Origin of the sequence: Nocardioides marmoribigeumensis (assembly GCF_031458325.1) — a bacterium.
GTDB lineage: Bacteria > Actinomycetota > Actinomycetes > Propionibacteriales > Nocardioidaceae > Marmoricola_A > Marmoricola_A marmoribigeumensis.
Genome location: NZ_JAVDYG010000001.1, coordinates 845,865 through 872,311 on the forward strand (window position 1 = coordinate 845,865; position 26,447 = coordinate 872,311).

23 protein-coding genes are annotated in these 26,447 nt (G+C 73.5%); 4 read left to right on the plus strand and 19 right to left on the minus strand.

Features of this window, described 5'->3' with window-relative positions:
- Positions 1–11: 11 nt before the first annotated feature.
- The 3 genes from J2S63_RS04105 to J2S63_RS04115 are packed head-to-tail and all read right to left on the minus strand — an operon-like array spanning position 12 to position 3,523.
- A complete protein-coding gene (locus tag J2S63_RS04105; protein ID WP_310298966.1) occupies positions 12–1,466 on the minus strand; it encodes a pyridoxal phosphate-dependent decarboxylase family protein in 1,455 nt (484 codons plus the stop codon).
- Positions 1,456–2,817 carry an MFS transporter gene (locus J2S63_RS04110; protein WP_310298970.1) on the minus strand — a complete coding sequence of 454 codons (1,362 nt, stop codon included), beginning with the start codon at positions 2,815–2,817 and terminating at the stop codon, positions 1,456–1,458. Before J2S63_RS04110 ends, J2S63_RS04105 begins: the two co-directional genes overlap by 11 nt.
- Positions 2,818–2,836: 19 nt before the next feature.
- Entirely contained in the window at positions 2,837–3,523 is a 687-nt protein-coding gene (locus tag J2S63_RS04115) for a hypothetical protein (RefSeq protein ID WP_310298972.1), read from the minus strand.
- Between the two features lie 129 nt (positions 3,524–3,652).
- On the opposite strand from J2S63_RS04115, the gene J2S63_RS04120 reads away from it, so the two are divergent.
- The 3 genes from J2S63_RS04120 to J2S63_RS04130 all read left to right on the plus strand — a co-directional run bounded on the left by J2S63_RS04120 (position 3,653) and on the right by J2S63_RS04130 (position 7,104).
- Positions 3,653–5,650 (plus strand): sensor histidine kinase, encoded by a 1,998-nt coding sequence (locus J2S63_RS04120; protein WP_310298975.1) that lies wholly within the window; start codon positions 3,653–3,655, stop codon positions 5,648–5,650.
- The gene (locus J2S63_RS04125) at positions 5,647–6,297 is read left to right on the plus strand and encodes a response regulator (RefSeq protein ID WP_310298978.1); all 651 of its coding nucleotides are present in this window, start codon (positions 5,647–5,649) and stop codon (positions 6,295–6,297) included. The genes J2S63_RS04120 and J2S63_RS04125 overlap by 4 nt, the downstream gene beginning before the upstream one ends.
- Positions 6,298–6,423: 126 nt before the next feature.
- Positions 6,424–7,104: a hypothetical protein gene (locus J2S63_RS04130; RefSeq protein ID WP_310298980.1), complete on the plus strand. Its 681-nt coding sequence runs from the start codon at positions 6,424–6,426 to the stop codon at positions 7,102–7,104.
- A gap of 126 nt (positions 7,105–7,230) precedes the next feature.
- On the opposite strand, the gene J2S63_RS04135 is transcribed toward J2S63_RS04130, so the two are convergent.
- Genes J2S63_RS04135 through J2S63_RS04150 form a run of 4 tightly spaced genes read right to left on the minus strand, consistent with a single transcriptional unit; the run spans position 7,231 to position 10,646 of the window.
- Positions 7,231–7,965, minus strand: coding sequence for a GNAT family N-acetyltransferase (locus J2S63_RS04135; protein ID WP_310298983.1), 735 nt, complete (start codon positions 7,963–7,965; stop codon positions 7,231–7,233).
- Positions 7,952–8,878, minus strand: coding sequence for an RluA family pseudouridine synthase (locus J2S63_RS04140; RefSeq protein WP_310298985.1), 927 nt, complete (start codon positions 8,876–8,878; stop codon positions 7,952–7,954). Before J2S63_RS04140 ends, J2S63_RS04135 begins: the two co-directional genes overlap by 14 nt.
- Complete coding sequence (gene lspA / locus J2S63_RS04145; RefSeq protein ID WP_310298989.1) at positions 8,875–9,486, minus strand: signal peptidase II; 612 nt, start codon at positions 9,484–9,486, stop codon at positions 8,875–8,877. The genes J2S63_RS04140 and lspA overlap by 4 nt, the downstream gene beginning before the upstream one ends.
- The gene (locus J2S63_RS04150; RefSeq protein WP_310298992.1) at positions 9,459–10,646 is read right to left on the minus strand and encodes a TraR/DksA family transcriptional regulator; all 1,188 of its coding nucleotides are present in this window, start codon (positions 10,644–10,646) and stop codon (positions 9,459–9,461) included. The genes lspA and J2S63_RS04150 overlap by 28 nt, the downstream gene beginning before the upstream one ends.
- A gap of 520 nt (positions 10,647–11,166) precedes the next feature.
- Here J2S63_RS04150 and ileS point away from each other — a divergent pair.
- Positions 11,167–14,364, plus strand: coding sequence for an isoleucine--tRNA ligase (gene ileS / locus J2S63_RS04155; RefSeq protein ID WP_310298995.1), 3,198 nt, complete (start codon positions 11,167–11,169; stop codon positions 14,362–14,364).
- Between the two features lie 70 nt (positions 14,365–14,434).
- Here ileS and J2S63_RS04160 read toward each other — a convergent pair whose 3' ends face one another.
- The 12 genes from J2S63_RS04160 to mraY all read right to left on the minus strand — a co-directional run bounded on the left by J2S63_RS04160 (position 14,435) and on the right by mraY (position 26,406).
- Complete coding sequence (locus J2S63_RS04160) at positions 14,435–15,187, minus strand: DivIVA domain-containing protein (protein WP_310298997.1); 753 nt, start codon at positions 15,185–15,187, stop codon at positions 14,435–14,437.
- Positions 15,188–15,294: 107 nt separating this feature from the next.
- Positions 15,295–15,588: a YggT family protein gene (locus J2S63_RS04165; RefSeq protein WP_310298999.1), complete on the minus strand. Its 294-nt coding sequence runs from the start codon at positions 15,586–15,588 to the stop codon at positions 15,295–15,297.
- Between the two features lie 42 nt (positions 15,589–15,630).
- Positions 15,631–16,131: a cell division protein SepF gene (locus J2S63_RS04170; RefSeq protein WP_310299002.1), complete on the minus strand. Its 501-nt coding sequence runs from the start codon at positions 16,129–16,131 to the stop codon at positions 15,631–15,633.
- A 74-nt stretch (positions 16,132–16,205) separates the two neighbouring features.
- Positions 16,206–16,907 carry a YggS family pyridoxal phosphate-dependent enzyme gene (locus J2S63_RS04175; protein ID WP_310299004.1) on the minus strand — a complete coding sequence of 234 codons (702 nt, stop codon included), beginning with the start codon at positions 16,905–16,907 and terminating at the stop codon, positions 16,206–16,208.
- Entirely contained in the window at positions 16,904–17,629 is a 726-nt protein-coding gene (gene pgeF, locus J2S63_RS04180) for a peptidoglycan editing factor PgeF (protein WP_310299007.1), read from the minus strand. The genes J2S63_RS04175 and pgeF overlap by 4 nt, the downstream gene beginning before the upstream one ends.
- Entirely contained in the window at positions 17,630–18,832 is a 1,203-nt protein-coding gene (gene ftsZ, locus J2S63_RS04185; protein WP_310299010.1) for a cell division protein FtsZ, read from the minus strand.
- Between the two features lie 453 nt (positions 18,833–19,285).
- Positions 19,286–20,032, minus strand: a complete 747-nt coding sequence (locus J2S63_RS04190) for a cell division protein FtsQ/DivIB (RefSeq protein WP_310299012.1) — start codon at positions 20,030–20,032, stop codon at positions 19,286–19,288.
- A gap of 3 nt (positions 20,033–20,035) precedes the next feature.
- The gene (murC, locus tag J2S63_RS04195; protein WP_310299015.1) at positions 20,036–21,463 is read right to left on the minus strand and encodes a UDP-N-acetylmuramate--L-alanine ligase; all 1,428 of its coding nucleotides are present in this window, start codon (positions 21,461–21,463) and stop codon (positions 20,036–20,038) included.
- The gene (gene murG, locus J2S63_RS04200) at positions 21,460–22,539 is read right to left on the minus strand and encodes an undecaprenyldiphospho-muramoylpentapeptide beta-N-acetylglucosaminyltransferase (RefSeq protein WP_310299017.1); all 1,080 of its coding nucleotides are present in this window, start codon (positions 22,537–22,539) and stop codon (positions 21,460–21,462) included. Before murG ends, murC begins: the two co-directional genes overlap by 4 nt.
- A complete protein-coding gene (ftsW, locus tag J2S63_RS04205; RefSeq protein ID WP_310299020.1) occupies positions 22,536–23,861 on the minus strand; it encodes a putative lipid II flippase FtsW in 1,326 nt (441 codons plus the stop codon). The genes murG and ftsW overlap by 4 nt, the downstream gene beginning before the upstream one ends.
- Before the next feature lie 24 nt (positions 23,862–23,885).
- Positions 23,886–25,349 (minus strand): UDP-N-acetylmuramoyl-L-alanine--D-glutamate ligase, encoded by a 1,464-nt coding sequence (murD, locus tag J2S63_RS04210; RefSeq protein ID WP_310299022.1) that lies wholly within the window; start codon positions 25,347–25,349, stop codon positions 23,886–23,888.
- On the minus strand, positions 25,342–26,406 hold the full coding sequence (mraY, locus tag J2S63_RS04215) for a phospho-N-acetylmuramoyl-pentapeptide-transferase (protein ID WP_310299024.1): 1,065 nt from the start codon (positions 26,404–26,406) through the stop codon (positions 25,342–25,344). Before mraY ends, murD begins: the two co-directional genes overlap by 8 nt.
- Positions 26,407–26,447: the final 41 nt, after the last annotated feature.

The following is a 26,447-nucleotide window of genomic DNA, read 5'->3' on the forward strand; positions in this document are numbered from 1 at the left end:
CGACACTTCCGTCAGGACGACCACCGCGGGTCGGTCCCGCGGGCCGGCCGCATGAGGCGGTCGAGGAAGGCCACGAGCACCGCCTCCCGCAGCCGCGGAGGGGCGGCGTCGAGCAGGGCGTTGACCTCGGCCATCCGCTCCGGGAGCGCGAGGTCGCCTCCCCCGCCGGCGAGGCCGGCGGCCGCCAGGAGCCCGTCGAAGTCCTCCTCGGAGAGGGTGGCGGGCTCGAGGGCCGCGACGAACGCCGCCACCTCGGGGTCGACCGCGACCGGTCCCGCCTCCCGCGCCCGGCGTACGGCGGCCGCGAGCGCCGCGAGCAGGTCCGGGACCCCCGGCGCGGTCGCCGCGCACAGGGTGAGGTGCAGGGTCGGCGGGCGCCCGGCGAAGCCCATCTGGGGCTGGACGTACCACCCGTGGCCGGCGAGCTCGTCGGCCAGTGTGAACACGTCGCACGACCCGTCGGTCTCCAGCGCCACCAGGGTCGAGTCGGGGGCCGCCACGACCCGCAGCCCGTCGATCCCCCCGACCCCGGCCACGAGCGCGTCGACGCCCTCGAGCGTTTGCCGCACCAGGTCGTCGTACCCCTGCGGCCCGATGGCGCGCACGACGGTCCAGGCCGCGGCGAGCGGGCCTCCGGAGCGCGTGGACTGCATCGTGGAGTTGAGCATGGTGTAGCCGGGCCAGTCGGCGGAGGCGAAGTACTGCGGGCGCCGCAGCGCCGGCGTGCGGTGCAGGAGCAGCGAGGCGCCCTTGGGCGTGTAGGCGTACTTGTGCAGGTCGACCGAGATGCTCGTGACCCCGTCGACGGCGAAGGTCCAGGGGGCGACCGGTCGCCCGAGCCGCGCGGCGAACGGCAGCACCCAGCCCCCGATGCAGGCGTCGACGTGGCAGCGGATCCCGCGCGCGGCGGCGAGCGCGGCGATCTCGGTGACCGGGTCCACCACCCCGTGGGCGTACGACGGTGCGGAGCAGACCACGAGGACCGTGCGGTCCGGCGCCTCGTCGACCGCGGCGGCCGTGGCGACGGGGTCGGCGCGGAAGTCCTCGCGGACCGGGGCCACGACGAGCTCGACCCCGAAGTAGTGGGCCGCCTTGCGGAACGCGGCGTGCACCGTGTCCGGGACGACGACCCGTGGGCGCTCGACGGACGGGTGGGCGTCGCGGGCGGCCTGCACCGCGAGCAGGCAGGACTCGGTCCCGCCGGAGGTGACCGTGCCCACGACCGTGGGCGGCGCGTCGAGGAGGTCCGCGGCGATGCCGACCAGGTCGTTCTCCATGCGTCTCAGGGAGGGGAAGGCGGTGGGGTCCAGGCCGTTGCTGTCGCAGTAGGCCCCGAGCGCCTGCCGGGCCAGCTCGTCGACGTCGGCGAGGCCGGAGTCGTAGACGTAGGCCAGCGTGCGGCCGCCCTTGGTCGGCACGTCGCCGGCACCCAGCTCCGCGAGCTGGGCGAGCAGGTCATCGGGCACGGGGTTCCTCCGAGGTCGCGGCGGCCACCTCGGCCGCGGTGAGGCGGTAGCCGCGCAGCCACCACAGGGACAGCAGCACCAGCGCGGCGGGGACGAGCGAGAAACCGAGGGTGATCGCGGTGACCGCGGAGGCGGGCTGGGTGACCCCACCGCCCTCGGAGGAGACGTAGCCCCCGGCCGCGAGCACCAGCGCGAAGAGGCCGGGACCCAGGGCGAGGCCGAGGGTCTCCCCCGCGGTCCAGACCCCGGTGTAGACGCCCGCGCGGTTCTCCCCCGTGCGGTGGGCGTCCACGGCCGCGGCGTCGGGGAGCATCGCGAGCGGGAAGACCTGCGCGCCGGCGTACCCCACCCCCACGAGCGCGGTGGCGAGGTAGACCACGGCGGGAGGCACGACCTGGGCCGTCACGAGCAGCAGCGCGCCGGCGGCCAGGCACAGCGAGGCGGCGGCGTAGCCGCGGCGCTTGCCGGCCCGCTCCCCCACCCGCGCCCAGACGGGGGTCAGCAGCAGCGCAGGCCCCACGAAGCAGACGAACAGCACCGTGGAGGCGCCCGCGCTGCCCAGCACCTCACGGGCGACGTAGTCGACCCCGGCGAGCATGGCGCCCACGGCCAGCGCCTGGACGACGAAGGTGGTGAGCAGGGCCCGGAAGTCGCGGGCGGCGGCCACCACGCGCACCTGGTCGGCCAGCGTGCCCGCCCCCGCCTCCACCGTGCCGACCGGCGCGTGCCGCGTGCCGGCGTACGACGCGACGACGCCGACCGCGATGACCACGGCCATGACCAGGCCCATCAGGCGGTAGCCGTCGCGCCCGCCGGCAGCGTCGCGGATCAGCGGCGCGGAGGCCCCGGTGAGCAGGATCGTCAGGGCCAGCAGGGCGACGCGCCAGGTCATCAGGCGGGTGCGCTCGTCGTAGTCGTCGGTGAGCTCGGCGGGCATCGCGACGAACGGCACCTGGAAGAAGGCGTACGCCGTCGCGCAGGCCAGGAACGCGACCAGCACCCAGGCGGTGTCGGCGGCCCGCGAGCCGAGGTCCGGCCCCGCGAAGAGGAGCGCGAAGCAGGCCGCGAGCCCCAGCCCGCCGCGCAGCAGCCACGGGCGGCGGGGGCCCCGCGGGTCGACGGTGCGGTCGGAGATGCGGCCCGCGAGCGGGTTGAGCACCACGTCCCACGCCTTGGGGAGCAGGACCACGAGACCCGCCGCCAGGGCACCGATCCCGAGGGTGTCGGTGAGGAACGGCAGGAGCATCAGGCCGGGGACCGTGCCGAAGGCGCCGGTCGCCACGGACCCGGCGCCATAACCGAGACGGACCGGTCGGGGCAGGTTCCCGACCGGTCCGTCCGCGGTGCTCACGCGGTCAATCTAGGGGTCCTCAGCGGACCACGGTGCTCCGACCCAGCGACAGGCCGAGACCGACCACGAGCAGCCACAGGGGGCCGAGCAGCGCGGGCACACCCGGGACGCCCATGCCGGCCACCATGAGGGTGGTCTGCAGGACCGGCAGCACCGAGACGACCCCGATCCAGCGCGACACCGTGCGCTCGCGGAACGCCATCCACGCGACGGCACCGGCCGAGACCACGACGCCGAGCCAGCCGATGTAGGCCCCGAAGTCGTTGAGCAGGTAGTAGACGTAGAGCCCCTGGTCGTCGTACATCCCGTGCTCGGGGCCGCCAGGCATGTAGTCGCCGAGCGCGCCCTTCCAGCCGTAGCCGTAGGTCAGCCCGGCGGCCGAGGCGAGCAGGCCGAGCGGCACCAGGTGGGCGGCGGTCGAGCCGGGCACCCGGTGCTCGACGTGGCGGCGCCAGTGCGCGGCGGTCACGAGCAGCAGGACGACAGCGAGGTAGCCCACGACCATCGAGGCGCGGTAGACCGTCGGGTCGAGGCTCTCGAAGAGCTGCGGAGCGAGCGAGACGTCGTCACCGACCGCGCTGCGGCCGTCGAGCACGAGCGTGGCAACGACGCCGCACAGGCCGGCAGCGGCGGCGGTGAGCGGCCACGCGCGACGGCCGGCCCCGGACGGCGCGTCCAGGCGGGTGGTGGTCCGGGTCTGCGTCATGGCGGTTCTCCTCGAGGTGGGTCCCGGCGCGTCCGGGGCGGTACGCCGAGCCTCGTGCGCCCGGCGACCCGCCGACGAGGGACACCGACCCCCTCCTTCCGGGACGTCGCGTCGGGCAGAGTTCTCGCCATGACCACCACGGAGGTGACGCCGCCGGACGAGATCGGGGCCCCGGCGTCGAGGTTCGCCACCTTCGCCGCCGTGGCGGCCGCGGTGTCCGTGGCGTGCTGCCTGGGCGCGTTCCCGCTCTCGGTCTACCTCGACGGCAACGACGTGGCACTGGGCTTCGCCGCCCCGGACCTCGTGCTCGGCATGACCTGGCCGGTCGCGGGCGCGCTGATCCTGCGCGTCCAGCCGCACAACAGCGTGGGCCGGCTGATGCTCGTCACGGCCGTCATCGGGCCCTACCACGTCGCCTCGGCAGTCGCCGCCCACACCGGCGGCGAGGGCGTGGTGGGCGCTGCCTGCGCGTGGTTCGCCGTGTGGGGCTTCGCCCCGCCGTACTTCTACACCGTGCCGGTGATCCCGCACCTCTTCCCGGACGGCCGGCCGCTGGGTCGACGCTGGGGCCACCTGGTCCGGTTCCTGCTGGTCCTGGCGACCCTGGCGGTCGTCGGGCGGATGTTCGCCGACGTCCCTCCCGACCTCGCGCCGGAGGTCGCCAACCCCCTCGGCATCCCGGGCGCCGACTGGCTGCGAGGCCTCGTCGTCGCGTGCGTCATGCCGCTGTTCTTCGTCGGGATCCCGACCGGCGTCCTGGTGATCGCGCTGCGCATGCGCCGGGCGCAGGACCGGGAGCGCACGCAGCTGCTGTGGCTGCTCCTCGGCGGCCTGGTCCTGCTCGTGGGGGTGGCCGTGGGCTTCATGCCCGGTGCCGCCGGCGAATGGGCGTTCTCGGCCTCCCTGGCCGGCGTGCCCACGGCGATGGCGATCGGGATCCTGCGTCACCAGCTCTTCGACATCGAGGTGACGCTGAGCCGCACGCTCGTCCTCGCGATCATCACCGCGATGGTCGTGGGCGTCTACGTCGTCCTGGTCTACGTCGCCGACGCGGTCGCGCCCGGCTCGAGCTGGGGCGTGCTCGTCGTCGCCCTGGCGGCCCTGGCCGCGGCGGCCGCTCGCGAGCGCGTCCAGCGGGTCGTGGACCGGCGCCTGTTCGGTCACCGGCACAACGCCTACGCCGTCGTCGCCGACGTCGGCAAGCGGGTCGCCGGGGCCTCCCAGCCCGTCGACGCCCTGCAGCGGCTCGTCGACGGGCTGCGGGAGTCGCTGCGGCTGCCCTACGCGGCGTACGTCAGCGACGACCTCACGCTCACCTCCGGTACGCCGGTCCACGGCAGCCAGGTGGTCAGGGTCGAGGCGCTCGGCGACCGGGTCGGCGAGCTGCACGTCGGGCTGCGCCGGCCGCACGAGCGGTGGACCCCGCAGCAGGAGAACGCCGTGGCCGAGATCGCCTCGCGTGCCGGCACGCTGGCCTACGCCGCACGCCTGGTCGGCGACGTGGCCCTGAGCCGTGGCCGCATCGTGGCCGCTCGCGAGGAGGAGCGGCGCCGGCTGCGCAAGGACCTGCACGACGGGGTCGCACCCGCCCTGGCGGGGACCGCGCTCCAGCTGGACTCGCTGGCGCGGCGGCTGCGGTCGCTCGACGCCTCGCTCGCCGAGCGCGCCGAGGCGCTGCGCGACGGGCTGCGTGCCGGGGTGGGCGAGCTGCGCGCCGTGGTGCACGGGCTGCGGCCGCCCGTGCTCGACCAGCTCGGACTCGCCGGTGCGGTCAGGCAGCTCGTGGCCGGGCACGACCAGCCCGCGACGCAGGTGACCGTCGCGCCCTTCGACCCGCCGACCGCTGCGGTCGAGGTGGCGGCGTACGCCATCGCCTCCGAGGCGTTCACCAACGCGCTGCGCCACAGCGTGGCGAGCCGGGTCGAGGTCGGGCTCGGGCAGGATGGGCGCCGACTGGTGGTCCGGGTCAGCGACAACGGGGTGGGGATGCCCGCCCGGGTGAAGGAGGGGGTCGGGGTGCGGAGCATGCGCGAGCGCGCGGCGGAGGTCGGCGGGACGTTGCGGGTCACCAGGACGCCGGGAGGCGGCACCACGGTCCGCGCCGAGCTCCCCCTGGACCCCGCATGAGCGTCAGCGTGCTGGTGGCCGACGACCACCCGATGTTCCGCGCCGGCATGGTGACCGTGCTGCAGGACCTCGACGACATCGAGGTGGTCGGGCAGGCCGCCAACGGCCGGGAGGCGGTCGAGCTGGTCGCGAGGATGGCCCCCGACGTGGTGCTGATGGACCTGCGCATGCCCGAGGTCGGCGGTCTCGAGGCGACCGCGCGGATCAAGGTCGAGCACCCCGACACCGCCGTGATCGTGCTGACGATGGACTCCGACGACGACTCGATCTTCGCCGCGCTGCGGGCCGGGGCCCGGGGCTACCTGCTCAAGGAGTCCGACGGTCTCGACATCGAGCGGGCGATCAACGGCGTGGCACGCGGCGAGGCGGTCTTCGGGGCCGGCATCGCCGAGCGCGTGCTCACCCTGTTCAGCCAGGGGCGCTCGTCGGCGGTCAGCCCGTTCCCCGAGCTGACCCCCCGCGAGCTGGAGATGCTCGAGCTCATCGCCGGTGGCCTCGACAACCCGACGATCGCGCGACGGCTGTTCCTCAGCGAGAAGACCGTGCGCAACCGGGTCAGCGCGATCCTCACCAAGCTGCACGCCCGCTCCCGCGCGGAGATGGTCGCCCTCGCCCGCGACGCCGGGCTCGGCGGTCCCGCGTCCTGAGGGTCCCGCCTGAAGGTCCCGCCCGGGGTTCCCGGGCAGTCGGGACGCCGACCCCTGCTGCCGGGGTCACCGGGCGGGCGAGAGTCAGGTCATCGGGCAACACCGCCCACTGACCAAGGAGTCGCCATGACCGCCACGCTCGACACCGCCGCCGCCACCACCGCCACCACCACCACCGCGCCCGCCGCCGAGTCCGGTCCGGGGGTCCGCCGCGCCGTGCAGCTCGCCCTCCCCGCCGTCGCCGGCGTCCTCCTCGCCGCTGCCACCCTCACCGACCCGGGCGCGGCCAACGAGGGCCGCGAGATGATCAAGGTCTACGCCGCCGAGGTCGACCAGCTGCAGTGGCACGCCACGCTGCTGCACCTCGCCTACGGCGTGTGGGGCGTCGTCCCGCTCGCCCTGGTCCCCCTGGTCCGCGGTCGCGGCCGCGGCCTGATGAACCTCGCCGCCGTGCTCGGCTTCCTGGTGATGGTGAGCATGCCGGCACTCATGATGAGCGACCTGTTCTTCGCCGCCATCACCAACGAGAGCGGGCTCGACGCCGCGTCGAGGATCTACGACGGCATGGGTGGCGAGCAGTGGGCGGTCAAGGCCTACCTGCTGCCCGGGCTGGTCTCGATGCTCCTCGTGCTCCCGGTGACCTTCGCCGCCCTGGCCCGCGCCCGTCGTACCCCCTGGTGGGCGGTCGTCCCGGCCCTCCTGGTGCTGCCGACCTTCGCCGTCTTCGGCGCCGCCGGCGTCGGGGTCGTGGTGCCGGCCGGGCTCCTGGCGGGCCTCTCGGTGGTCCTGGCCCGCGCCCCGCGGTGAGCCGCTGGGTGCAGTTTCACTAGGTACCTAGTGACTTTGTCACTCCCCGAGCGAAACTTCGCTCGGGGAGTGCCAGTTTTCCCGCACCCCAGTCGTACGACGGCCAGCCGGCCCGGGCGCGACCGCTCAGGCCCGGCGCTCGGCAGCGTCGAGGCTGGCCGTGATGACCGCCTCGAGGATCCGGGTCCACCCCTCGGTGCCGAGGGCCGGCGCCGTGGCCACGAGCCGCTCGACGATCTCGGCCTCGCGCGCCGGGTCGCGGCCCTCGTGGCCGGGCACCTCCTTGTGCTCCTGGATGCGCGCGGTCAGGGCCGCCCGCCGGGCGAGCACGCGGGCCAGGTCGTCGTCGGTCTCGTCGACCTGGGTCCGGAGGTAGGCCATCGGATCGGTCCCCTCCCAGGCCATCCGGAGGTCGGGGGCGCGCTCGTCGTTGCCGGACCCGTCGGTGCGCTCCAGCTCGACCAGCCCCCAGCGGCGGTAGAACCGTCGGGCCGGCTCGTTGCTCTCGAAGACCCACAGGGCGAAGCCGCCCGGCCGCAGCGTCTTGACCAGGTCGAGCAGGTTGCTGCCGATGCCCTGCCCGGCGAAGTCGGGGAGCACGTAGAGGTGGTCCAGCCACGCCCCGTCGACGAGCGCGTAGCCCACGACCCGGCCCTCGACCTCGGCCACCCACGTCTCGCCGGCCGCCATCCGCCCGCGCAGGTAGGGCGCGGCGTCGCGGTCGGGGTGGACCATCGGGGGCATCGCCGGGACCGCGGCCTTGCGCGAGGTCAGGTGCACCTCGACGACGGCGTCGAGGTCGTCGGGACCGGCCGGGCGCAGCAGCACCCCGGTCAGGTCGGGACCGTCAGTCGAGCCCACGGATCACGTCCAGGGCGTGGGCGAGGTCGTCGGGGTAGGGCGACTCGTACTCGACGTACTCTCCCGAGTCGGGGTGGTCGAAGCCGAGCCGCACGGCGTGCAGCCACTGCCGCCTCAGCCCGACCCGCTCGGCCAGGACCGGGTCGCCGCCGTAGAGCGGGTCGCCCACGCACGGGTGGTGCAGCGCCTGCATGTGCACACGGATCTGGTGCGTGCGACCGGTCTCCAGGTGCAGCTCCAGCAGGCTGGCGAACCGGTGGGCCTCGAGCGTCTCGTAGTGGGTGACGCTGTGCCGGCCACCGGAGATCACGGCGTACTTGTGGTCGAACTTGGGGTGCCGCGCGATCGGGGCCTCGATCGTGCCGCGGAACGGGTCGGGGTGGCCCTGCACCAGCGCGTGGTAGGTCTTGTCGACCGTGCGGTGCCGGAAGGCGTTCTTGAGGATGGAGTACGCCGACTCGGACTTGGCGATCACCATCACCCCCGACGTGCCGACGTCGAGCCGCTGCACGATCCCCTGCCGCTCGCTCGCCCCGCTCGTGGAGATGCGGAACCCGGCTGCGGCGAGGTGGCCGACGACGGTCGGGCCCGACCAGCCCGGGCTGGGGTGCACCGCGACGCCGACCGGCTTGTCGATGACCACGAGGGCGTCGTCGTCGTGGATGATCCCGATGCCCTCCACGATCTCGGGCTTGACCGCGACCGGTGCGAGGGCCGGGATCGTGGCCTCGAGCATCGACCCGGCGTGCACCCGCTCGGACTTGGCGACCTCCTGGCCGTCGACGTGGACGAGCCCCTGCCCCACGAGCTCGGCGGCCCGGCTGCGGGAGACGCCGAACATCCGCGCGAGGGCGGTGTCGACCCGCTCGCCCGCGAGACCCTCGGGGACCAGGACGGTGCGGTGGTCGCTCACGAGCCCGCACCCTCCCCGGTCTCCTCGGAGCCGTCGGTCTGGGGCCGTCGCCCGCGCAGCGGGACCCCGCGCCACGAGTGCCAGATGATCAGGGCCGCCGCGAGGTTGATGCAGATGTCCGCGACGTTGAACACCGGCCAGTGCGGCAGCTGGAGGAAGTCCACGACATGACCCCGCAACGGCGCGGGGTCGCGCAGCATGCGGTCGGTCAGGTTGCCCGACACCCCACCGAGCAGCAGGCCGAGCGCGACTGCCCAGCCGCGCGTGCCGACCCGGCGTGCCAGGACCAGGACGACCACCACGGCAGCGGCAGCCAGCAGGGTGAGCGCGACGGTGGACGACGTGCCGGTGCTGAACGCGGCGCCCGGGTTGCGCACCAACGTCAGCCGGAGCACGGGACCGATCAGCTCGACCGGCTCACGACCGTCCAGGTGACGCATCGCGAAGGTCTTGGTGACGACGTCGACGGAGTACGCCGCGAGGGCCACGAGCGCGAGGAGCAGGCGCAGGCGACGGCGGGACGGGGTGGTGACGGGGACTCCAGGGTCGCGGGCCTCGGGGCCGCTGTGACCACTCGGGGTCAGCGGCGTTCCTCTCGCTGCTTGCATGTCATGCACAGTGTCGCACGGGGAAAAGCCTGCAGCCGCATCTTGCCGATGGGCTGGCCGCACGACTCGCACACGCCGTAGGTGCCGTCGTCGATGCGTGCCATCGCCCGCTGGGTCTGCAGGAGCATCCCGCGCGCGTTGTTGGCCAGGCTCATCTCGTGGTCGCGCTCGAACGTCGCGGACCCCACGTCAGCCTGGTCGTTGCCAGCGCCGTCCCCGCCGTCGCGCATGAGCTCGTCGAGCTCGTGCTCCACGAGGTCGAGCTCGCCGCGGAGGCGGTCGACGTCGGTGGTCAGCTCGGCGCGGACCTCGTCGAGCTCGCCCTGGGTCCAGGGGTCCTCGTCGTCCTTGACCAGCAGAGCGGCGGCCGCAGCCTTCTTGGTCGGGGCCTTCGTGGCGGGCGCCTTGGTCGTCGACGTCTTCCTCGCGGTCGCCTTGGCAGGCGCCTTCGCGGTCTTCTTGGCCGCCGACCGGGTGGCCTCGGCCGAGGTCGCCTCGACGGGCGCCGTCTTCTTGGCGGGCGTCTTCTTGGCGGGCGTCTTCTTGGCGGGCGCCTTCTCGGCAGCGGCCTTCGCAGGCGCCTTCGCCGCTGGAGCCTTCGTCGCGGGGGCAGCCTTCTTCGTCGCGGCCTTGGCCGGCGCCTTCTTGGCGACCGACTTGGCCGGAGCCTTCTTCGCGGCCGACTTCGTGGCGGCGGCCTTGGCCGGCGCCTTCGTCGCGGCCGCCTTGGTGGCAGCCGCCTTCGCGGGCGCGGCCTTGGCCGGGGCCCTCTTCGCCGCCGACTTCGCCGGAGCCTTCGCCGCCGACTTCGCCGGCGCAGCATTGGCAGGCGCCTTCTTCGCAGGCGCCTTCTTCGCAGGGGCGGCCTTCGCAGGCGCCTTGGCCGCAGCCTTCGCAGGGGCCTTCGCAGGGGCCTTCGCCGGCGCCTTCGCCGCAGCCTTCGCAGGGGCCTTCGCCGGCGCCTTCGCCGCAGCCTTCGCAGGGGCCTTCGCAGGCGCCTTCTTCGCCGCCGCAGGTGCGGACGTCGACGTCGTGGCCGCGGAGGCCTTGGACTTGGTGGCGGCGCTGGACTTGCGGCCGACGCCCGTGACGCGTCGCGCGGCCGCAGCCGTCTTGGAGACGGTCTTGCTGGCCAGCTTGCCGGCGGTGGATCGAGCCATGCCGGGGACTCCTCGTCGTCGGGGCCGTCCGACGCCGGGGCGTTCGAACACCGAACCGAAACGCGCGCCCCTCCGGCGCGCGCGTGGCGAGGATATGCCGCCTGACCTGGCGTGACAACCAGCCACGCCCGGGCCGATCCACGCCCGGAGGGGTGTGTTCGGCACACGGGGCGAAACCTCGTGGAGCCGTTCGTGGGTGCTCTGGCAGACTTGGGGACGACCGCGAGGCGTGGACGGGACGAGTAGCTCCGAGCACAGCCGGCAGCGACCCGGGGACGGTGAGAGCCCGGGGGTGTTGTCCGGAGCGAAGATCACCCCCGAGCCGCCGGAAGAGCGCTGGACCCGGACCGACCACTCCGGACCCAGCAGGTAGACCCGGCTGCGGCGCGCCACGAGTGGGTGCAGCCCTCAAGGGCGGCACCAAGGAGGGTGGTACCGCGGGACCCGGTGGCGGGCCTCGTCCCTTCGTCCGGACCCGGCACGGGCCCGGTCCGACGAAGCGACCCGAGGAAGACCCGCGATGAGCACCTACCGTCCCGTCCCGCCCCAGGTGGACCTCCCCGCGATGGAGCGCGAGGTCCTCGATCTCTGGGCCGCCGAGGACACCTTCGCCGCCTCGATGGAGCAGCGCGAGGGCGCACCCCGCTGGACGTTCTACGAGGGGCCCCCGACGGCCAACGGCAAGCCCGGCACCCACCACGTCGAGGCGCGGGTCTTCAAGGACCTCTTCCCGCGCTACAAGACGATGCGCGGGATGCGGGTGGAGCGGAAGGCCGGCTGGGACTGCCACGGCCTGCCCGTCGAGCTCGCGGTCGAGAAGGAGCTCGGCTTCAGCGGCAAGGGCGACATCGAGGCCTACGGCATCGCCGAGTTCAACGACAGGTGCCGCGAGTCCGTCCTGCGCAACGTCGACCAGTTCGAGACGATGACCCGGCGGATGGGCTACTGGGTCGACCTGCACGACCCCTACCGCACGATGAGCCCCGACTACGTCCAGTCGGTCTGGTGGGCGCTCAAGCAGATCCACACCTCCGGGTTGCTGGTCGAGGACTACCGCGTCTCGCCGTACTGCCCCCGCTGCGGCACCGGCCTGTCCGACCACGAGCTCGCCCAGGGCTACGAGACGGTCGTCGACCCCAGCGTCTACGTGCGGTTCCCGCTCACCAGTGGCCCGTACGCCGGCCGCGCGCAGCTGCTCGTGTGGACCACGACCCCGTGGACGCTGGTCTCCAACACCGCGGTGGCGGTCAACCCGGACGTCACCTACGTCCTGGTGAGCAACGGCGAGGAGACGCTGGTCGTCGCCGAGCCGCTGGTGGACAAGGCGCTCGGTGAGGGCTGGACGGTCGGTGAGTCCGTGCAGGGCAAGGACATGGAGCGCTGGGAGTACGCCCGGCCGTTCGACCTGGTCGAGTTCCCCCCGACCGCCGACGGCGGACGCTCGCACTTCGTGGTGCTCGGCGACTACGTCACCACCGAGGACGGCACCGGCCTGGTCCACCAGTCCCCCGCGTTCGGCGAGGACGACCTCGCGGTCTGCCGTCGCTACGGCCTGCCGCTGGTCAACCCGGTCAAGGCCGACGGCCACTTCGAGGACGACGTGCCGCTGGTGGGCGGGCAGTTCTTCAAGCACGCCGACACCGCCCTCGTCGCCGACCTCGAGGCGCGCGGGCTGCTGTTCCGCCACGTCGCCTACGAGCACAGCTACCCGCACTGCTGGCGCTGCCACACCGCGCTGCTCTACTACGCCCAGCCGTCGTGGTACGTCCGCACGACCGCGCGCAAGGACGAGCTGCTGCGCGAGAACGAGGCCACCGCCTGGCACCCCGAGACGATCAAGTGGGGCCGCTACGGCGACTGGCTGCACAACAACATCGACTGGGCCCTGTCGCGTCGCCGCTACTGGGGCACCCCCCTGCCGATCTGGCGCTGCGAGAAGGACCACCAGGTCTGCGTCGGCTCGCTCGCCGAGCTGTCCGAGCTCACCGGCTCCGACCAGTCCGGGCTGGACCCGCACAAGCCGTTCGTCGACGACGTCACCTTCGACTGCCCGGTCTCGACAGGCTCGACCACCGGCGACGGCTCCGCCGTCACCACCGGGGACGGCTCCGCCGTCTGTGGGCGCGAGGCGCGGCGCGTGCCCGATGTGATCGACGCGTGGTTCGACTCCGGCTCGATGCCGTTCGCGCAGTGGGGCTACCCCCACGTCGAGGGGTCGGTCGAGAGGTTCGAGCAGGCCTTCCCCGCCGACTTCATCTGCGAGGCGATCGACCAGACCCGTGGCTGGTTCTACACGCTGATGGCGGTCAACACCCTCGTCTTCGACCGGTCGTCGTACAAGAACGTCGTCTGCCTGGGCCACATCCTGGCCGAGGACGGCCGCAAGATGTCCAAGCACCTGGGCAACATCCTCGAGCCGATCCCGCTGATGGAGGAGCACGGCGCCGACGCGGTCCGCTGGTTCATGGCCGCCTCCGGGTCGCCGTGGATGGCGCGGCGCGTGGGCCACGCGACGATCCAGGAGACCGTCCGCAAGGTGCTGCTGACCTACTGGAACGTCGTGTCCTTCCAGGCGCTCTACGCCCGCACCGCCGGGTGGGAGCCGGGCACGCCCGCGCCGTCGTACGCCGACCGCCCCGCGCTGGACCGCTGGGCGCTCAGCGAGGCGCACCGCACCGCCCAGGGCGTCACCGCGGCGATGGAGGGCTTCGACACCCAGCGGGTCGGGCAGCTGCTCGCGGCGTACGTCGACGACCTGTCCAACTGGTACGTCCGCCGCTCCCGCCGCCGGTTCTGGGACGGCGACCCGTCCGCCTTGGCGACCCTGCACGAGTGCCTGCGCGTCGTCACGCTGCTGATGGCGCCGCTGACCCCGTTCATCACCGAGCGGGTGTGGCAGGACCTGTTCCGCAGCACCGCGGACGACGCCCCGGCGTCGGTGCACCTCGCCTCGTGGCCCGAGGCCGACGCCTTCCTCGTCGACGACGAGCTGGCGCGGCAGGTCTCCCTCGTACGCCGGCTGGTCGAGCTCGGCCGCGCCGCGCGAGCAGACGCCAAGGTGCGCACGCGCCAGCCGCTGGGCCGCGCGCTGGTGCCCTCCTCGTCGTACGACCTGCTGGACGAGGCGCTGCGCGCCGAGGTGGCCGAGGAGCTCAACGTGCTCACGCTGGAGCCGCTGGCCTCAGCGGGCGACCTGGTCGACCACAGCGCCAAGGGCAACTTCCGCGCGCTGGGCAAGCGGTTCGCCAAGCAGACGCCCCACGTGGCCAACGCGATCGCGGCCGCCGACGCCGAGGCGCTGGCGCGCTCGCTGCGCGACTCGGGCCGGGCGACGGTCAGCGTCGACGGCGAGGACGTGGAGGTGCTGGCCGACGAGGTGATCGTGACCGAGCGGCCCCGCGAGGGCTGGTCGGTGGTCAACGAGCAGGGCGAGACCGTCGCGCTGGACCTGGAGATCACCGAGGAGCTGCGCCGCGCCGGGGTCGCCCGCGAGGTGGTCCGCATGGTGCAGGAGGCGCGCAAGGCCAGCGGGTTCGAGGTCTCCGACCGGATCACCCTGGTCTGGCAGGCCGACGAGGAGGAGACGGCCGAGGCGGTGCGGACGCACACCGAGCTGATCGGCACCGAGGTGCTGGCCACGTCGGTCACCGAGGCGGAGCCGACCGGTGACGTGCGCCGCGACGACGACCTCGGCATCAGCTTCAGCGTCACCCGCTGACCGCACGAGACCCGCTCCCCCGGGCGACCGGAGGGGCGGGTCTCGTCGTTGCTGAGGTGGTGCCGGCGGGTCAGGCCTGGGCGTCGGCGCCGCTCGTGCCGCTGCTGCTCTGCAAGGACCCCGGCTCGCCGCGACCCTCGAGGGCCTCCAGCTGCTGCTCGAAGTAGCCCTTGAGCTCGGAGCGGTAGGACTGCTCGAACTCCTTGAGCCGGTTGACCTCCGCGTCGAGCTCCTCCTTCTCGCGCTCGAGGTCGCCGAACAGCTGCGTGCGGCGCTGGTCGGTCTCGCTGTCGAGCTGCTCGGCGCGGCTGCGGGCCTCGTCCTCGACCCGCTGCGCCTCGGCCTTGGCCTGGCCGACGATCTGCTCGGCCTGCTCCTCGGCCTCGGCGACCAGGGCGTCGGCGTTCTGGCCGGCGAGCTCGAGCAGACGGGTGGCGGCCTTGGAGGCCTCGGCGGTGGTGCTGACCTGGATGGTCTCGACGACCCGCTCCTGCGGTGCCGCGGGAGCGGCGGGCTGCTCCGGCTCGGGGGCGGGCTCCGGCTCGGGCTCGGGCTCGGCCTGGGTCTCGGGCTCGGCCGGGGTCGCCTCGGGCTCGGGCTCGGGCTCCTTGGCCAGCTCGACGGGGGCCTTGCTCTCGGGCATCGGGGCGCCACTCTGGGCGGCCTCGAGCTTGGCGCGCAGCTCGTCGTTCTCGGTGACCAGGCGGGTGAGCTCGGCCTCGACCTCGTCGAGGAACTGGTCGACCTCGCCCATGTCGTAGCCCTCACGCAGGCGAACTGCGGTGAAGCGCTTGTTGCTCACGTCCTCGGGCGTCAGGGCCATGGTCCGTCCTTCAGGTCGCTGCGGAGCCGGTGTCGGTCGCGACGTGGGTCGCGGGGTTCACCGTAGCGGCTCGCGCTGCGGCACGGGCGGGGACGCTGAGACGCGGATCAGCGGTAGAAGATCGCGGCGTTGAGGTCCATCAGCAGGAAGACGCTGATCAGCACGATGATGAAGGCCAGGTCGAGCTGGATCGCCCCCAGCCGCAGGGGTGGGACGTAGCGCCGGATCAGCAGGATCGGCGGGTCGGTGATGCTGTAGACGACCTCGAGCAGCACCAGCAGCGCACCGCGAGGGTGCCAGTCGCGGGCGAAGACCTGCACCCAGTCGAAGACGAAGCGGACGAACAGCAGGATCAGGAAGAGCTGGAGGATGGTCCCGATGATCGAACCGACGACGTACACGCGCTCAGCCTAGGGATCGACGCCAACCGGACCGGTCGGGGGTCAGCTCTGGTTGAAGAAGCCGTTCTCCACCAGGGTCGCCTTCTCCTCCATGCCCACCTCGACGTTGGGCGGGCAGAGCAGGAAGACCTTGGCCGTCACGCGGTCGATCGAGCCGTGCACGGCGAAGATCAGGCCGGCGGCGAAGTCGACCAGACGCTTGGCGTCGGCGTCGTCCATCTCGGAGAGGTTCATGATCACCGGGACGCCCGCACGGAACGCCTCGCCCACGGCGCGGGCGTCGTTGTAGGTCGTGGGGTGCAGCGTGGTGATGCGGGCCAGCTCGGTCACCTGCGGGGTCGACACCGCGGCGACGGGCGAGGCGACCGGGCGGCGGCGGTCGGCGAGCTGGGCGACCTGGGCCTGACGGCTGCGGTCGTCGTGGTAGCCGTGCTGCGGCGGGACACCCTGGTCGGGTGCGCCGTAGTCGTAGTCGTCGTCGTAGCGCTCGGTGTCCTCGAGGAGTCCGAGGTAGACACCCATCTTGCGCATCGCGCCACCCATGACTGACCTCCGCTTGCCGTTCCGCTTGCCCGTTCGATGAAGCTCGCGTGACCGCCGAGGCCACGCGTTCCACGCTAACCGGTGGTGGGTCTGTTTCCGAGGACCGCAGAGCCGACACGCACGTGTGTCGCACCCCACCGCACGGCCTCCTCGAGGTCGCCGCTCATCCCGGCGCTCACCCAGGTCGCGGCGGGGTCGACCGACCGCACCTGGGCGGCGACCTCCGCGAGCCGCGCGAAGGCCCGCCCGGGGTCCTCGCCCCGCGGAGCGACCGCCATGACGCCGCGCAGCCGCAGGCCCTCGGCCTGCCTCACCGCCTCGACCAGGGCGGGCACGTCGCCCGGGTCGGCACCGGCACGACCGGCGGCCCCGGGCGGGTCGAGGCTGACCTGCACGCACACGTCGAGGACCCGGTCGCGCTCGTGCGCGGCCCGGCTCAGCCCCCGCAGCAGCTTGGCCCGGTCGACCGACTGGACGACGTCGGCCCAGGCCCCCACCGCGGCCGACTTGTTGGACTGCAGGCCGCCGATGAAGTGCCAGACCAGGTCGAGGTCGGCGCACGCGGCGTGCTTGGCCTCGGCCTCCTGGTGGCGGTTCTCGCCGACCTGACGCACCCCGAGCTCGGCCAGGGCCCGCACGTCGGACTCGGGGAAGAACTTGGTCACCACGACCAGCGTCACCTCGTCGGGGTCGCGGCCGGCCTCGTCGCAGGCGGTCGCGATGCGCCGGCGTACGACGTCCAGGCGCTCGGCCAGCTCGGCCGCGCGCGCGCTCACGGCTGCACCCAGACCAGGCCGGCGAGACGGCCGGACAGGGCGCCGTCGCGGCGGTAGGAGTAGAGGTCGGGGTCCTCGCGCGTGCAGCGCTCGACCAGGCGCACGTCGTCGACCCCCGCCTCGGCGAGCTGGGTGCGGACACCCCGCCCGACGTCGATCGAGGGCGTGCCCCAGGTGGTGTCGGCGTACGACGACGGGACGCGCTCGGCGACCTCGTCGCGCAGCGCGGCCGGCACCTCGTAGCAGCCGCCGCAGACGTGGGGCCCGACCCAGGCGGTGAGGCGGCCGGCCCCCAGCTCGTGGAGCCGCTCGACGGCCCGCGGCACGACCCCGAGCGCGAGGCCGTTGCGGCCGGCGTGGGCCGCGCCGACCAGCCCGGACGCGGGGTCGGCGAGGAGGACCGGCACGCAGTCGGCGACCTGGACGACCAGCACCAGCCCGCGCTCGGCGGTGACCAGCGCGTCGGCCTCGGGCGGCTCGGTCGTCGGCCCGGACACGGTGACCACCGTGTCGCCGTGCACCTGACGCATGAGGGCGACCGGCGTCTGCGGGGAGCCGGTCAGCGCCGCGACCGCACGGCGACGGTTCTCCGCGACCGCGGCGGGGTCGTCGTCGGTGCGGACCGCGAGGTTGAGCGAGGCGAACGGCCCGGTGGAGACGCCGCCGGCCCGGTCGGTGAAGGCTGCACCGACCGGGCCGAGGACGTCGTGGAACGCGAACACCTACTTGAGGAACTCCGGCACGTCGAGCTCCTCGACGCGCGGGGTGCTGCGGACGGTCGCCGGCGCCGGGGCGGCCGGCCGCGGGGTCTCCGCGGGACGGCTGCTGGGCGCGGACTGGGCCGGACGCGCCGGCGCGGGCCGGTCGAAGGTGTCCCGACGCAGCGAGGCGATCGCGGAGCGGGTGTCGGCCTGGGTCTGGGCCGGCACCGGCTCGCGGCGCGCCGCGCTCTGGTGGACCTCGTTGCGGCGCTTGGGCATGCCGCCGTCGAACCCGGCCGCGATGACGGTCACCCGGACCTCGTCACCCAGGGCGTCGTCGATGACGGCGCCGAAGATGATGTTGGCGTCGGCGTGGGCCGCCTGGGAGACCAGGGCCGCGGCCTCGTTGATCTCGAAGAGGCCGAGGTCGGAGCCGCCCGCGATGGACAGCAGCACGCCGTGGGCGCCCTCGATGGAGGCCTCGAGGAGCGGGCTGGACACCGCGGACTCCGCAGCGGCGACCGCGCGGTCCTCGCCACGGGCCGAGCCGATGCCCATGAGCGCCGAGCCGGCGTTCTGCATCACGGACTTGACGTCGGCGAAGTCGAGGTTGATCAGGCCGGGGGTGGTGATCAGGTCGGTGATGCCCGAGACGCCCTGGAGGAGCACCTGGTCGGCCTGCTTGAACGCGTCGAGCATCGAGACGCTGCGGTCGCTGATCGACAGCAGTCGGTCGTTGGGGATCACGATGAGGGTGTCGACCTCCTCGCGCAGGGCGTTGATGCCCTCCTCCGCCTGGTTGGCGCGACGCTTGCCCTCGAAGGCGAACGGACGGGTGACCACACCGATGGTCAGCGCGCCGAGCGAGCGCGCGATGCGCGCCACGACCGGGGCGCCGCCGGTGCCGGTGCCGCCGCCCTCGCCGGCGGTGACGAAGACCATGTCGGCCCCCTTGAGGACCTCCTCGATCTCGTCGGAGTGGTCCTCGGCGGCCTTGCCGCCCACGTCGGGGTTGGCGCCGGCGCCGAGGCCGCGGGTGAGCTCACGGCCGATGTCGAGCTTGACGTCGGCGTCGCTCATCAGGAGCGCCTGCGCGTCGGTGTTGATGGCGATGAACTCCACGCCCTTCAACCCGACCTCGATCATGCGGTTGACGGCGTTGACACCACCGCCGCCGATACCGACGACCTTGATCACGGCCAGGTAGTTCTGCGGTGCTGCCACGGCAGGGATCCCTCTCGCTTGATGTGTGCCGCCTCGGGGTGCCGGACGGCTGGTGTGGACTGTGCTGCTGTGCTCCGGGGAAGGGCTCCGGGTCTCATCCTTAACCTTCAGGTAGAGGGTTAATGTTATGTCAACCTGGCGCCTGCAGATGAAGGTAGGCCTTGAGGGTCGGTGCGCTGCGGCGACACGCAGGCGTGTCGACAAATCGGCGAGGTTTTCGCGGGGTGCAGTTTCACTAGGTACCTAGTGACCTTGGTGCTTCCCGAGCGAAACTTCGCTCGGGAAGCGGCAGCTTTGCCGCGGCCCGGCCCGGCGTACGACGGTCAGCCGGCCCCGGCGCGCGCGTGCACCGGGCCGCGCGCGGCCGTCGTACGGCGGCAGAACTGGCACTCCCCCAGCGAAACTTCGCTCGGGGAGCGACAACATCACTAGGTACCTAGTGAAACTGATCCCCTACGGCCGGATCGTCGGGCGGCCGGGGGCCGTGACGTCGTACGTCGAGCCCTTCTGCCGCAGGAGGACCGCGAGGACGCGGGCCTTGTCGCCGGACTGGTCGGCGCTGCCCCAGCTGACCCGGGCGCCGTTGCGCAGGTGGAGCACGATCGAGTCGATCGAGCGGACGTCGAGCGAGGTGGTGCGGCGCAGGATGTCGGCCGGGAGCGCGTTGACCACCGAGGCGGCCTCGGCGAGGGCGGCCGAGGAGGTGTCGGCCTGCATCTCGACGACGGGCAGGCCGGGCGGCTGGCGCCGGAAGTCCCGGAAGACCACGCCCTCGGAGTCCACGCCCTTCCAGGTGCCCTCCTTGTCGACCACGAGCACCGCGGTGCGCTCGATGACCCGGACCAGCACCTTGTCGGGCCACGAGCGGGACACGTCGGCGTCGAGGACGGGGGCGAGGTCCTCCACGCGGGCCTCGATCGCGTCCAGGTCGACGGTGGCCAGGGGCACGCCGGTCGGCACCTTCGCGGCTGCGGCGACCTGGCGCGTGGTGAGCACCGAGACGCCGTCGACGCGGATGCCCTTGACCGCGAGCACGGAGGAGAAGAACACCAGCCAGACCAGGGCCCCGGCGGTGCCGAGGACCACCAGGGCGAGCAGCACGCGGCGCAGGGCCCGCCAGCGGCGTGCGCGGCGGATGCGGGCGAAGCGGTCCTCGGCGCGCGCCTCGGTCGGATCGTGGCGGTGGAGCAGGTCGGTCACGGCTCAGCCCTCCTCGCCCGGGAGGGCGCTCAGCAGCCGGAGCACCTCGGGCCCCAGCTCGGTCACGTCGCCGGCCCCCAGGGTCAGCACGAGGTCCCCCGGCCGGGCGAGGGACACCAGCAGCGGCGGAACCGCGGAGCGGTCGGGGGCGACGTGGACCCGGTCGGGCGGTAGCGGCACGTGGCGCGCCACCAGCGCGCCGTCCACACCTGGCTCGGGGTCCTCGCGGGCGAGGTAGACGTCGAGCACGACCACCTCGTCGGCCGCCCCGAGCGCCTCGCCCATCTGGGCGCCGAACAGGCGGGTGCGGGAGACCAGGTGGGGCTGGTAGGCCACGACCAGGCGCCCCTCCCCCGCCAGCGCGCGCGCGGCCTGCAGGTCGCCGGCGATCTCCTTGGGGTGGTGGGCGTAGGAGTCGTAGACGCGTACGCCGGCCACCTCGCCCTTGCGCTCCATGCGTCGGCGCGTGCCGGTGTAGGACGACAGGCCGGCGGCCAGTTCGTCGAAGGCGAACCCGAGCTCGAGCCCCGCCGCCAGGGCGCACAGCGCGTCGAGCACGTAGTGGCGGCCGGGGATCTGGAGGGTCACCCGGCCCAGCGGACCGTCCGGACCCGCGACGTCGAAGGACGAGGTCGAGCCCTCGAAGACCAGCGACGAGGCGCGCAGGTCCGCCTCGGCGGACTCGCCCACGGTGAGCACGCGCAGTCCTCGCGAGCGCGCCTCGCCGGCGAGCGCGGCGGCCCCGAGGTCGTCGACGCAGGCGACCAGGAACCCGTCGGGGTCGAGGCGCGCGAGGAAGTCGCGGAACGCCTGGTGGTAGGCCTCCTCGGTGCCCCAGTTGTCGAGGTGGTCGGCCTCGACGTTGGTCACCACCGCGGCGTGGGGGGTGTAGACGAGGAAGGCGCCGTCGCTCTCGTCGGCCTCGGCGACGAAGAGGTCACCCGACCCGGCCGCGGCGTTGACGCCGGTCGCGGTGAGGTCGCCACCGATGGCGTACGACGGGTGGGCCCCGCAGGCGAGGAGCGCGACGGTCAGCAGCGAGGTCGTCGTGGTCTTGCCGTGGGTGCCGGCGACCGCGACGACGCGCCGGTCGGCCAGCACGGACTGGAGCGCGGCCGAGCGCGGCCAGACCCGCAGCCCCCGGGCCAGCGCCTCGACGACCTCGGGGTTGTCCTCGCGGACCGCGGTGGAGACCACGACCGTGTCGGCGTCGCCCACCTGCGAGGCGGCGTGGCCGACGTGGACCCGGGCACCGAGGGCGGCGAGCGCGTCGAGCGTCGCCGAGGCCTTGCCGTCGCTGCCGCTGACGGCCACGCCGCGGCCGAGCATCACCCGCGCGATGCCGGACAGGCCCGCGCCGCCGATGCCGACGAAGTGCACCCGGCCGAGCTCCTCGGCGGGCGGGATCGACTCGGGGATCGGGACCCTCACGCGGAGGCCGCCGTCCGGATCATCGCGGCCAGCCGCTCGTCGGCGTCGCGGCGGATCAGCCCGGCTGCGGCGGACCCCATGGCGGCCAGCCGCGCGGCGTCGTGCAGCAGCCCCGGCACGGTCGCGGCGACCCACTCCGGCGTCAGCGCGGCGTCGTCGACCAGCAGGCCGCCACCGGTCGCGACCACGCCGCGGGCGTTGAGCGCCTGCTCGCCGTTGCCGATCGGCAGCGGCACGAAGACCGCGGGCAGCCCGACGGCCGCCACCTCGGTCACGGTGTTGGCGCCGGAGCGGCACACCACCAGGTCGGCGGCGGCGTAGGCGAGGTCCATGCGGTCGACGTAGGGCACCACGGAGTACGCCGGCCGGCCGGGCTCGGTGGAGACGGCGACCGAGCCCTGGGGCCCGGAGACGTGGAGCACCTGCACGCCGGCGTCGCCGAGGGCCCGGTGGGCCGCGGACACCGCGTCGTTGAGCCGGCGGGCGCCCTGGGAACCGCCGGTCACGAGCAGGGTCGGCAGCGCCGGGTCGAGCCCGAAGAACGCGCGGGCCTCCTCCCGCAGCGCCGCCCGGTCGAGGGTGGAGATCATCCGGCGGATCGGCAGGCCGACGTAGGTCCCGTGGCGCAGCTCGGTCTCGGGGAAGGACGTCGCCACGAAGGGGGTGAACCGGGCGCCGAGCTTGTTGGCGATGCCCGGCAGGGCGTTGCCCTCGTGGACGACCAGGGGCAGGCGGCGCTTGCGGGCGGCGAGGTAGGCCGGGACCGAGACGTAGCCGCCGAAGCCCACGACCACGTCGGGGCGGACCCGGTCGACCACCTCCAACGCGGCCTCGCGCGCCGCGCGGAGCCGGCCGGGCACGCGCAGCAGGTCGGCCGAGGGGCGGCGCGGGAGCGGGACCGGCGGGACCAGCTCGAGGGGGTAGCCGGCCTCGGGCACGACCCGCACCTCGAGCCCGCGGGGGGTGCCGAGCGCGGTCACCTCGCAGTCGGGGTCGAAGCGACGCAGCGCGTCGGCGGTGGCCAGCAGCGGCGAGGTGTGTCCCGCCGTGCCGCCCCCGGCCATGAGCACCTTCACCGGCGCGCACCCCGGGGACGTGCGACCCGCGGCCGCGAGGCCTGGCGGGCGAGGCGTCCGCGGAACCCGCCGGCGACGACCGCGTCGCCGCGCCGGCGCCGGGCCAGGCGGGCCTCCTCGGCGCCGGGCTCGTGACGGGCGAACGAGACCAGCAACCCGAGCGCGACCAGCGACGGGAGGAGCGCCGAGCCGCCGTAGGAGACCAGCGGCAGGGGCAGGCCGATGACCGGCAGCAGGGCGAGCACCATGCCGATGTTGATCATCATCTGGCCGGTGATCCACACCGTGATGCCGGCGGCCATGTAGCGCGCGAACGGGTCGGCCGTGCGACGCGCGACCCGCAGGCCGGCGTAGGCCAGCGTGAGGAACAGGGCGAGGACCAGGAGGGTGCCGACGAGCCCGAGCTCCTCGCCGAGCACCGCGAAGATGAAGTCGGTGTGGGCGGCGGGCAGCGTGCCCCACTTCTGCTGGCTGGCGCCGATGCCCTTGCCGAACAGCCCGCCGGACGACAACGCGAAGATGCCGTGGGCGGCCTGCCAGCCCGAGCCGTCGAAGGACTGGAAGGGGTCGGAGAAGGTGAGCAGCCGGCTCATCCGCTCCTTGGAGGTGGCGGCCAGCGTGAGCGCCAGGACGCCGGCGACCAGCAGCGAGCCGACGAACATCTTGCCCGGGGCGCCGACCACCCACAGCAGGCCGAGCACGATCGCCATCAGCACCAGGGCGGTGCCGAGGTCGTGGCCCAGCACGACCAGCCCGACGACCAGTCCCATCACCGGCACGACCGGGACCAGCGTGTGCTTCCAGTTGTCGAGCAGGCGCTCCTTGGTGGCGAAGATGTGCGCGCACCACAGGATCGCGGCGAGCTTGGCCAGCTCGGCGGGCTGGATCTGGACCGGGCCGAGGGCCAGCCAGTTCTTGTTGCCCTGGACGGTCACGCCCATCGCGGTCTGGGTGAGGGCGAGCAGCACCAGCGAGACGGCGAGCGCCGGCCAGGCGAAGCGCCGCAGCACGCGGTGCGGGATGCGCACCGCGACGAGCACGAACGGCACCGCCAGGAAGACCCAGGTCAGCTGCTTGAGGAACACGGCGTAGCTGTTGCCGTCGAAGACCCGGTAGGACCACACGCTCGAGGAGCTGAGCACCATGATCAGGCCGATGGTGAGCAGCAGGCCGACCGAGCCCAGCAGGAGGTAGTAGGAGGTCAGCGGGCGGTCGAAGGACTCCCGCAGCGCGGCCACCCGGGCGGCGAGGACCTCACGCAGCGGCGCGGCCTCGGCGGGTCCGCGCCCTGCTCGGGGGGGTCGTTCCGCGGTGGTCGTCACGTGGGCCTTCCCCGCCCCCGCGGGTCAGCCTCCGGCCAGACGGAGCACCGACTCGGCGAAGGCATCTCCGCGAGCGCCGTAGTTCGCGAACATGTCCATGGATGCGCAGCCCGGGGCGAGGAGCACGGTGTCGCCCGGTTGGGCCAGGGACGCCGCCGCCCGGACCACGAGGTCCATCGCCCCAGTGTCCTGCGCGGGCACGTCGATCACCGGGACATCGGGGGCGTGTCGCTCGAGCGCGGCGGCGATCACCGCACGGTCGCGGCCCAGGAGCACCACGCCCCGCAGACGGCCGCGCACCTGCTCGACCAGCGTGTCGAAGGACGCGCCCTTGGCGAGCCCGCCGGCGACCCAGACGACGTGCTCGTAGGCCTGCAGCGAGGAGGCGGCCGCGTGCGGGTTGGTGGCCTTGGAGTCGTCGACCCAGTCGACCTCCCCGACCGTGGCGACGTGGGCGATCCGGTGCCCGTCGGGGCGGAAGGAGCGCAGGCCGTCGCGCACCGCGACGGGGGGTACGCCGTGGGCGCGCGCGAGCGCGGCGGCCGCGAGGGCGTTGGCCACGAAGTGGGGGGCCGGCGAGGCGAGGTCGGCGAGCGTGCCGAGCTCGGCGGCGTTGTGGTGGCGCTGCTCGATGAAGGCCCGGTCGGCGAGTACGTCGTCGACGACCCCGAGCATGCCGACCGCCGGCACGCCGAGGGTGAAGCCGATCGCGCGGGCGCCCTCGACCACCTCGGCCTCCCGGACCAGGTCCTCGGTCACGGGGTCGGCCACGTTGTAGACGCAGGCCCGGGAGACGTGGTGGTAGATCCGCCCCTTGTCGGCGGCGTAGTCGGCCACGGCGGTGGGGCCGTCGTACCAGTCGAGGTGGTCCTCGGCCACGTTGAGCACGACCGCGGACTCGCAGGCCAGGGAGTGCGTGTAGTGCAGCTGGAACGACGAGAGCTCGACGGCCAGGACGTCGTACTCCTCGGGGTCCATGACCGCCTCGACCAGCGGCAGCCCGACGTTGCCGGCCGCGACGGACCGCAGTCCCCCGGCCCGCAGCATCGCGTCGAGCATCTGCACGGTCGTGGTCTTGCCGTTGGTGCCGGTGACGCCGAGCCATGGCACCTGCTCGGCCTCGGGGATGCCCTGGTGGGACAGGCGCCACGCCAGCTCGACCTCGCCCCACACGGTCACCCCTTGCGAGGCGGCCTGGGCGAGCAGGGGGGCGTCGGGACGCCAGCCGGGCGAGGTGACGACCAGGTCGACGTCGTCGGGCAGGGTCGCGGTGCTCCCCGGGCCGAGGCGCACCGTGGCCCCCAGGATCTCGAGCAGCTGACCCTTGTCGCCGCGGTCCCCGGCCTCGGAGTCGTCCAGGACGGTGACGCTCGCGCCGAGGTGGGTCAGGTTGTCGGCGGCGGCGAAACCGGAGACCCCCATGCCGGCGACGACCGCCCGGACGCCCTCCCAGGAGTCGCGCTTGCCGAGGGTGGAGAGGTCACGCACCGGCGACCCACTCGGCGTAGAAGATCCCCATGCCCGCGGCCACGCAGGTGCCGCAGATGATCCAGAACCGGATCACCACGGTGATCTCGTCCCAGCCCTTCAGCTCGAAGTGGTGGTGCAGCGGCGCCATGCGGAACATCCGCTTGCCGCCGGTGAGCTTGAAGTAGCCGACCTGCAGCATCACCGACAGGGTCTGGGTGACGAACAGCCCGCCGAGCACGACCAGCAGCAGCTCGGTGCGGGTGAGGATCGCGAAGCCGGCCAGGGCCCCACCGAGCGCCAGCGAGCCGGTGTCGCCCATGAAGATCTTGGCCGGGGAGGCGTTCCACCACAGGAAGCCGAAGCAGGCGCCGGTGATCGCCGAGGCCAGCACGGCCAGGTCGAGCGGGTCGCGGACCTCGTAGCAGGCGTTGCCCGGGTTGATCTTGCACGACTGGTTCTGCTGCCAGATGTTCATGATCGTGTAGGCGCCGAACACCATCGTCGAGCAGCCCGTGGCCAGTCCGTCGAGGCCGTCGGTGAGGTTCACCGCGTTGGAGGTGCCGGCGATCATCACCAGGATCAGCACGACCACCACCACCGCGGGCAGCGTGAACCGCTCCCAGTCGCGGGTGAAGGAGATGAACCGCGAGGCGGGCGTCTGGCCGCGGTCGTCGGGGAAGTTGAGCGCGAGGATGCTGAACACGATCGCGACCAGGAACTGGCCGGCCATCTTGGCCTTGCTGCGCAGCCCGAGCGAGCGCTGCTTGGCGATCTTGATGTAGTCGTCGAGGAAGCCGACCAGCCCCAGCCCGCCGAAGAGCAGGACCAGCAGCAGCGCGGAGACCGACGGCGTGCGGCCGGTGGCGAAGGTCGCCAGGAAGTACGCCGACACCGACGACAGGATGATCACCGTGCCACCCATCGTCGGGGTGCCGCGCTTGGTGTGGTGGGTCGTGGGGCCGTCGTCGCGGATCAGCTGGCCGTACTCCCGGGCGACCAGCAGGCGGATCGCCCACACGGTGCCGAGCAGCGTGAAGACCAGGGACAGCCCGCCCGACAGCAGGATCGCTCTCACGCCTCCACCGCCTTCGCTCCGCTCGGCGGCGGAGCCAGGCG

What these genes read in the sequence shown, in the direction of transcription:
- J2S63_RS04115 (WP_310298972.1), bottom strand. Translation starts at nt 3,523, where the DNA reads ATGACGCAGACCCGGACCACCACCCGCCTGGACGCGCCGTCCGGGGCC.
- J2S63_RS04120 (WP_310298975.1), top strand. Translation starts at nt 3,653, where the DNA reads ATGACCACCACGGAGGTGACGCCGCCGGACGAGATCGGGGCCCCGGCG.
- J2S63_RS04125 (WP_310298978.1), top strand. Translation starts at nt 5,647, where the DNA reads ATGAGCGTCAGCGTGCTGGTGGCCGACGACCACCCGATGTTCCGCGCC.
- J2S63_RS04130 (WP_310298980.1), top strand. Translation starts at nt 6,424, where the DNA reads ATGACCGCCACGCTCGACACCGCCGCCGCCACCACCGCCACCACCACC.
- lspA (WP_310298989.1), bottom strand. Translation starts at nt 9,486, where the DNA reads ATGCAAGCAGCGAGAGGAACGCCGCTGACCCCGAGTGGTCACAGCGGC.
- J2S63_RS04150 (WP_310298992.1), bottom strand. Translation starts at nt 10,646, where the DNA reads ATGGCTCGATCCACCGCCGGCAAGCTGGCCAGCAAGACCGTCTCCAAG.
- ileS (WP_310298995.1), top strand. Translation starts at nt 11,167, where the DNA reads ATGAGCACCTACCGTCCCGTCCCGCCCCAGGTGGACCTCCCCGCGATG.
- J2S63_RS04160 (WP_310298997.1), bottom strand. Translation starts at nt 15,187, where the DNA reads ATGGCCCTGACGCCCGAGGACGTGAGCAACAAGCGCTTCACCGCAGTT.
- J2S63_RS04170 (WP_310299002.1), bottom strand. Translation starts at nt 16,131, where the DNA reads ATGGGTGGCGCGATGCGCAAGATGGGTGTCTACCTCGGACTCCTCGAG.